The sequence below is a fragment of the Mycobacterium sp. TH-M11 genome, from assembly GCF_057473725.1.
This window is the reverse complement of sequence record NZ_JBYCLD010000373.1, coordinates 1-5920: the sequence shown is the minus strand read 5'-3', so window position 1 is coordinate 5920 and position 5920 is coordinate 1. Positions and strand designations below refer to the sequence as shown.

Genomic DNA, 5920 nt, shown 5'->3' with positions numbered 1-5920 from the left:
GGGGGACATACCAACCGTTTTGCTGCGATCGTCACCCACGCCGGCCTGTGGGCGCTCGACCAGTTCGCGCCGACCACCGACACCGCCGACTACTGGCGCCGCGAAATGACACCGGCGATGACCGCTGACCACTCGCCGCACCATTTTGTCCAACGCATCAGCACGCCGATGCTGGTGATCCACGGGGACAAGGACTATCGCGTGCCGATCGGCGAAAGTCTGCGCCTCTGGTACGAGTTGCTCGCCGCATCTGGGCTGCCGGCCGGAAACGACGGCAGCAGCCCACATCGGTTCCTGTACTTCCCGTCCGAGGATCACTGGGTGCGGGCGCCACAACACGCGAAGATCTGGTACGAGGTGGTGCTCGCGTTCCTCGCCGAGCATGTGCTGCGGGAGAGCGCCGAATGGCCGGAGGCGCTCGGAGTAGCGTCACGGCTGTGACTGCAACGCGCGAATACGACATCGTCCTGTACGGGGCAACTGGCTTCGTCGGTAAGTTGACAGCCGAATACCTGGCGAGGGCCGGCGGCAGTGCGCGGATCGCGCTGGCCGGCCGCTCCACCGACCGCCTGCAGGCGATCCGCGACACGCTGGGGGAGTCGGCGCAATCGTGGCAGCTGCTGACCGCTGACGCGGCGTCGCCGAAGACCCTGGACGCGATGGCGGCCCGGACCCAGGTCGTGGTCACCACGGTCGGGCCCTACAGCAAATACGGTCTGCCGCTGGTGGCGGCCTGCGCGGCCGCCGGAACCGACTACGCGGACTTGACAGGGGAGCCGCCGTTCATCCGCGAGAGCATCGACCTCTATCACAAACAGGCTCAGGACACCGGCGCGCGCATCGTGCACGCGTGCGGATTCGATTCGATCCCTTCAGATCTCACCGTTTATGCGCTGTATCGCCGGGCTCGGGAAGACGGCAGCGGCGAACTCGTCGACACCGATTTCGTGGTCCGCTCGTTCTCGGGCGGTTTGTCCGGTGGGACGCTGGCGTCGATGCTCGAGGTGTTCGACACGGTGTCCGGCGACGCCGACGTTCGTCGCGAATTCGCCGATCCTTACACGCTGAGCCCCGATCGCGGCGCTGAACCCGAACTCGGACCACAGCCCGATCTGCGGCGTCGTCGCGGCGCTCAGATCGCGCCCGAGTTGACCGGAATCTACACGGCCGGGTTCATGATGGCTGCGCCGAACACGCGAATCGTCCGTCGTAGCAACGCTTTACAGAACTATGCATATGGCAGGCGGTTTCGCTACAGCGAGCACATGAGCGTGGGGTCATCCGTCGGGGCGCCGGTGGCCTCGGCTGTGATCACCGGTATCGGCAACACGATGTCGGCGCTGGGCAGCCGTTACTTCCGGCTGTTGCCGCGCAAACTGGTGGATCGAGTGCTGCCCAAACCGGGCACCGGGCCCAGTGCAGCCGTCCGCGAGCGCGGTTTCTACAAGGTCGAGACGTACACGACCACCACTTCGGGCGCACGCTATGTCGCCACCATGGCGCAACGGGGTGACCCCGGTTACAAGGCCACCGCTGTGCTGTTGGGTGAGAGCGGTCTGGCACTGGCGATGGATCGTGAAGCGCTCTCCGACCTCCATGGCGTGCTGACCCCGGCAGCGGCGATGGGGGACGCGCTACTGGCGCGATTCCCGGCCGCGAGCGTCTCGCTGGAGACCGCGCGTTTGATGCATCGCTGAGGTATCGATGCGCTCTGGCGCAAGAACCTCTGTCGGACAAGATCAGCTGGGTTTAGTGTCATCTGGAAAAGCACACCATCCCAGCGACGTTAGGTGGACTGGTCCATGTCTGGCCTTGAAGATCTTCTGTCTCAGATTCCCACAAGTGACATCGCCAGCAAGATCGGCGTCGACGAAGGTGAAGTCGCCAAGGCAGTGCAACTGCTGGTACCGGTGCTGGTCGGCGGGCTGCACGAGAACGCGCAAGACCCCGAGCACGCCAGCGGCATCGAGTCCGCGGCCGGCGATCACGCCGCCAGCGGTCTGCTCGACGGCGGTGTGAGCCTCGCGCAGGTCAACGAGGCCGACGGTCAGCAAGCCATCGCGAAGATTTTCGGCGGCAACGACGCCACCCAGGTTGCCAGCGCGCTGGCCGGCGGCGGCGGGGGCAACAGCGACCTGCTCAAGCAGTTGCTGCCGATCCTGGCGCCGATCGTTCTCGCCTACGTCGGCAAGCAGCTGGGCCAAAAGGGCGCACCGGCCACCGAAGCCGCCTCTTCCGGTGGCGCGCTCAACGACGTGCTCGGCAGCATCCTCGGCGGGATGGCCGGCGGCAACAAATCGCTGGGCACCGTGTTGGGCAATGCGCTGGGTGCCAAGGCCGGCGACATCCTCGGCGGCCTGTTCGGCAAGAAGTAGGCCGCCCCCGCCGGGACGCCCGCCATGGGCGGTGTTCGTCGCGCGCGTCGGTGCTTTCTAGAATTGACGCGTGACCACAAGCCCAGAAGACCTGCCCAAGGCGTGGGACCCGGGCGCGGTCGAAAGTGTGATCTATCAGCGTTGGGTGGATGCCGGTTATTTCACCGCGGATCCCAACAGCGGCAGGCCGGCATACTCCATCGTGCTGCCGCCGCCCAATGTCACGGGCAGCCTGCACATGGGCCACGCGCTAGAACACACGATGATGGATGCCCTGACCCGCCGCAAACGGATGCAGGGCTACGAGGTGCTCTGGCAGCCGGGCATGGACCACGCCGGCATCGCGACTCAGAGCGTGGTGGAAAAGCAGCTTGCCCTCGACGGCACGACCAAAGAGGACGTGGGCCGGGAACTCTTCGTCGAGAAGGTGTGGGACTGGAAGCGGGAGTCGGGCGGCGCGATCAGCGGCCAGATGCGGCGCCTCGGTGACGGAGTCGACTGGAGCCGGGACCGCTTCACGATGGACGACGGACTCTCGCGGGCGGTCCGCACGATTTTCAAGCAGCTCTACGACGCCGGCCTGATCTACCGGGCCGAGCGGCTGGTCAACTGGTCACCGGTGCTCGAGACAGCCATTTCCGACATCGAAGTCAACTACGAAGACGTCGAGGGCGAGCTGGTCTCGTTCCGGTACGGCTCGATGGACGACGACGAGCCGCACATCGTGGTCGCCACCACCCGGCTGGAGACGATGCTGGGCGACACCGCGATCGCCGTGCATCCCGATGACGACCGCTACAAACATCTGGTCGGCCAGACACTGCCGCACCCGTTCCTCGATCGTGACATCGTGATCGTCGCCGACGGGCACGTCGACCCCGAATTCGGCACCGGCGCAGTCAAGGTCACGCCCGCCCACGATCCCAATGACTTCGAGATCGGTCTGCGGCACAAGTTGCCGATGCCCACCATGCTGGACACCAAGGGCCGGATCGCAGACACCGGAACGGAATTCGACGGTCAGGACCGCTTCGATGCGCGGGTGAAGATCCGCGAGGCGCTGGCCGCCGAAGGGCGTATCGTCGCCGAGAAGCGGCCGTACCTGCACAGCGTCGGGCACTCCGAACGCAGCGGTGAGCCGATCGAGCCACGGCTGTCGCTGCAGTGGTGGGTCAAAGTCGAGCCGCTTGCCAAGGCCGCCGGCGATGCAGTTCGCAACGGCGACATAGCGATTCACCCGAAAAGCCTCGAGCCGCGCTGGTTCGGCTGGGTCGACGACATGCATGATTGGTGCATCTCGCGCCAGCTGTGGTGGGGCCACCGGATCCCGGTCTGGCACGGGCCGGACGGGCAGCAGGTCTGCGTCGGACCGGACGAGACGCCGCCGCAGGGCTGGGAGCAAGACCCCGACGTGCTCGACACCTGGTTTTCCTCGGCGCTGTGGCCGTTTTCCACCTTGGGGTGGCCGGAGCGAACCCGTGAAATCGAAAAGTTCTACCCGACAAGCGTTCTGGTGACCGGCTACGACATCCTGTTCTTCTGGGTGGCGCGCATGGTGATGTTCGGCACCTTCGTGGGCGGCGACGACGTCATCACGCTCGACGGAACGCGGGGCCCGCAGGTGCCGTTCAGCGATGTTTTCCTGCACGGCCTGATCCGCGACGAGTCCGGCCGCAAGATGAGTAAATCCAAAGGCAATGTGGTCGACCCGCTGGACTGGCTGGAGAAGTTCGGGGCCGACGCGCTGCGATTCACCCTCGCCCGCGGCGCGAACCCCGGCGGCGACCTGGCCGTCGGTGAGGATGCCGTGCGCGCCTCGCGCAACTTCGCCACCAAGCTGTTCAACGCCACCCGCTTCGCGCTGATGAACGGCGCAGCGCCGGCGCCGCTACCGGACCTGGCCGACCTCACCGACGCCGATCGCTGGATTCTCGGCCGACTGGAAGAGGTTCGGGCCGAGGTGGATTCGGCGTTCGAGGAATACGAGTTCAGCCGTGCCTGTGAGTCGCTCTACCACTTCGCCTGGGACGAGTTCTGCGACTGGTATCTCGAACTGGCCAAGGTGCAGTTGTCCGACCCCGGCGATTCGGCCACCACGGCGGTGCTCGCGGCAGTACTCGACGCTTTGCTCAAACTCCTGCACCCGGTCATACCGTTCGTCACCGAGACGCTGTGGAAGAACCTGACCGGCGGCGAGTCGATCGTCATCGCCGAATGGCCGCAGCCGTCCGGTTTTGCGCTGGATGGCGTTGCCGCGCAACGGATCACGGATATGCAGAAGCTGGTCACCGAGATCCGCCGGTTCCGCAGCGACCAGGGCCTGGCCGACCGGCAGAAGGTGCCTGCGCGGCTGACCGGCGCCGACAACGCCGACCTGACCACCCAGCTCCGTGCCGTCGCGGCGCTGGCCTGGCTGACCGAGCCCACGACCGACTTCAGCCCCTCGGCGTCACTCGAGGTCGGGCTCAAGGGTGGCATCGTCGTGGTCGAACTCGACACGTCGGGCACCATCGACGTCGCCGCCGAGCGTCGCCGGCTGGAGAAGGGCTTGGCCGCCGCGCAGAAGGAATTAGACTCGACCACAAAGAAATTGGGTAACGCCGCCTTCATGGCCAAGGCCCCGGAAGCGGAGATCGAGAAGCAGCGCGAGCGGCAGCGGGTGGCTCGCGAAGAGGCCGAGCGGATCACCGCCAGGTTGGCCGGGCTCACGTGACGCTGGAGCCCGACGACGACGACGCTGTGCCCGCCGAGGCCGCGCCCACGCCGGACGAGATTGCCGCGCTGCTGCAGGTCGAGCATCTGCTCGATCAGCGCTGGCCCGAAACCAAGATCGAGCCCAGCCTGGACCGCATCTCAGCGCTGATGGATCTACTCGGGTCGCCACAACGTAGCTACCCGTCCATCCACATCACCGGGACCAACGGAAAGACATCGGTCGCGCGGATGGTCGACGCGCTGCTGACCGCGCTGCAGCGGCGGACCGGGCGCGCCACCAGCCCGCATCTGCAGTCGGCGGTCGAACGCATCGCGATCGACGGAAAGCCGGTCAGCCCAGCGACATACGTGTCGACCTACACCGAGCTCGAGCCGTTCGTGCAGATGATCGACGAGCAGTCACAGGCTGGTGTTTTCGGGGAGGCTGGCCCGCGACTGAGCAAGTTCGAGGTGCTCACCGCGATGGCGTTCGCGGCGTTCGCCGACGCCCCGATCGAGGTGGCGGTAATCGAGGTGGGTCTGGGTGGGCGCTGGGACGCCACCAACGTGATCGATGCGCCGATCGCGGTGATCACCCCGATCAGCCTGGACCACGTGGAATATCTCGGTGCCGACATTGCCGGCATCGCCGGGGAGAAGGCCGGCATCATCCACCGGGCGCCGGTAGATCGAGCCGGCGCGCCGGACACCGTCGCGGTGATCGGCCGTCAGGAACCCGAGGCGATGGCCGTGTTGCTCGAACAGGCCGTGCGCGCCGATGCCGCTGTCGCGCGGGAGGATTCGGAGTTCACCGTGTTGAGCCGCCAGGTCGCGGTGGGTGGCCAGCTGCT

5 protein-coding genes are annotated in these 5920 nt (G+C 66.4%); all 5 read left to right on the top strand.

Annotation, left to right across the window (positions count from 1 at the left end; genetic code table 11):
• Window positions 1-441, top strand: a 441-nt coding sequence (locus tag AC2VOG_RS14870) for an alpha/beta hydrolase family protein (RefSeq protein ID WP_486940652.1), incomplete at its 5' end; no start/stop codon positions are given.
• Window positions 438-1697, top strand: coding sequence for a saccharopine dehydrogenase family protein (locus AC2VOG_RS14865; protein WP_486940651.1), 1260 nt, complete (start codon window positions 438-440; stop codon window positions 1695-1697). The genes AC2VOG_RS14870 and AC2VOG_RS14865, both read left to right, overlap by 4 nt.
• Before the next feature lie 105 nt (window positions 1698-1802).
• Window positions 1803-2375 carry a DUF937 domain-containing protein gene (locus AC2VOG_RS14860; protein WP_486940650.1) on the top strand — a complete coding sequence of 191 codons (573 nt, stop codon included), beginning with the start codon at window positions 1803-1805 and terminating at the stop codon, window positions 2373-2375.
• A gap of 70 nt (window positions 2376-2445) precedes the next feature.
• Complete coding sequence (locus AC2VOG_RS14855; protein ID WP_486940649.1) at window positions 2446-5088, top strand: valine--tRNA ligase; 2643 nt, start codon at window positions 2446-2448, stop codon at window positions 5086-5088.
• Window positions 5085-5920 (top strand): bifunctional folylpolyglutamate synthase/dihydrofolate synthase (locus AC2VOG_RS14850; protein WP_486940648.1); only part of this gene is annotated, 836 nt, incomplete at its 3' end. The genes AC2VOG_RS14855 and AC2VOG_RS14850, both read left to right, overlap by 4 nt.

What these genes read in the sequence shown, in the direction of transcription:
- AC2VOG_RS14860 (WP_486940650.1), top strand. Translation starts at nt 1,803, where the DNA reads ATGTCTGGCCTTGAAGATCTTCTGTCTCAGATTCCCACAAGTGACATC.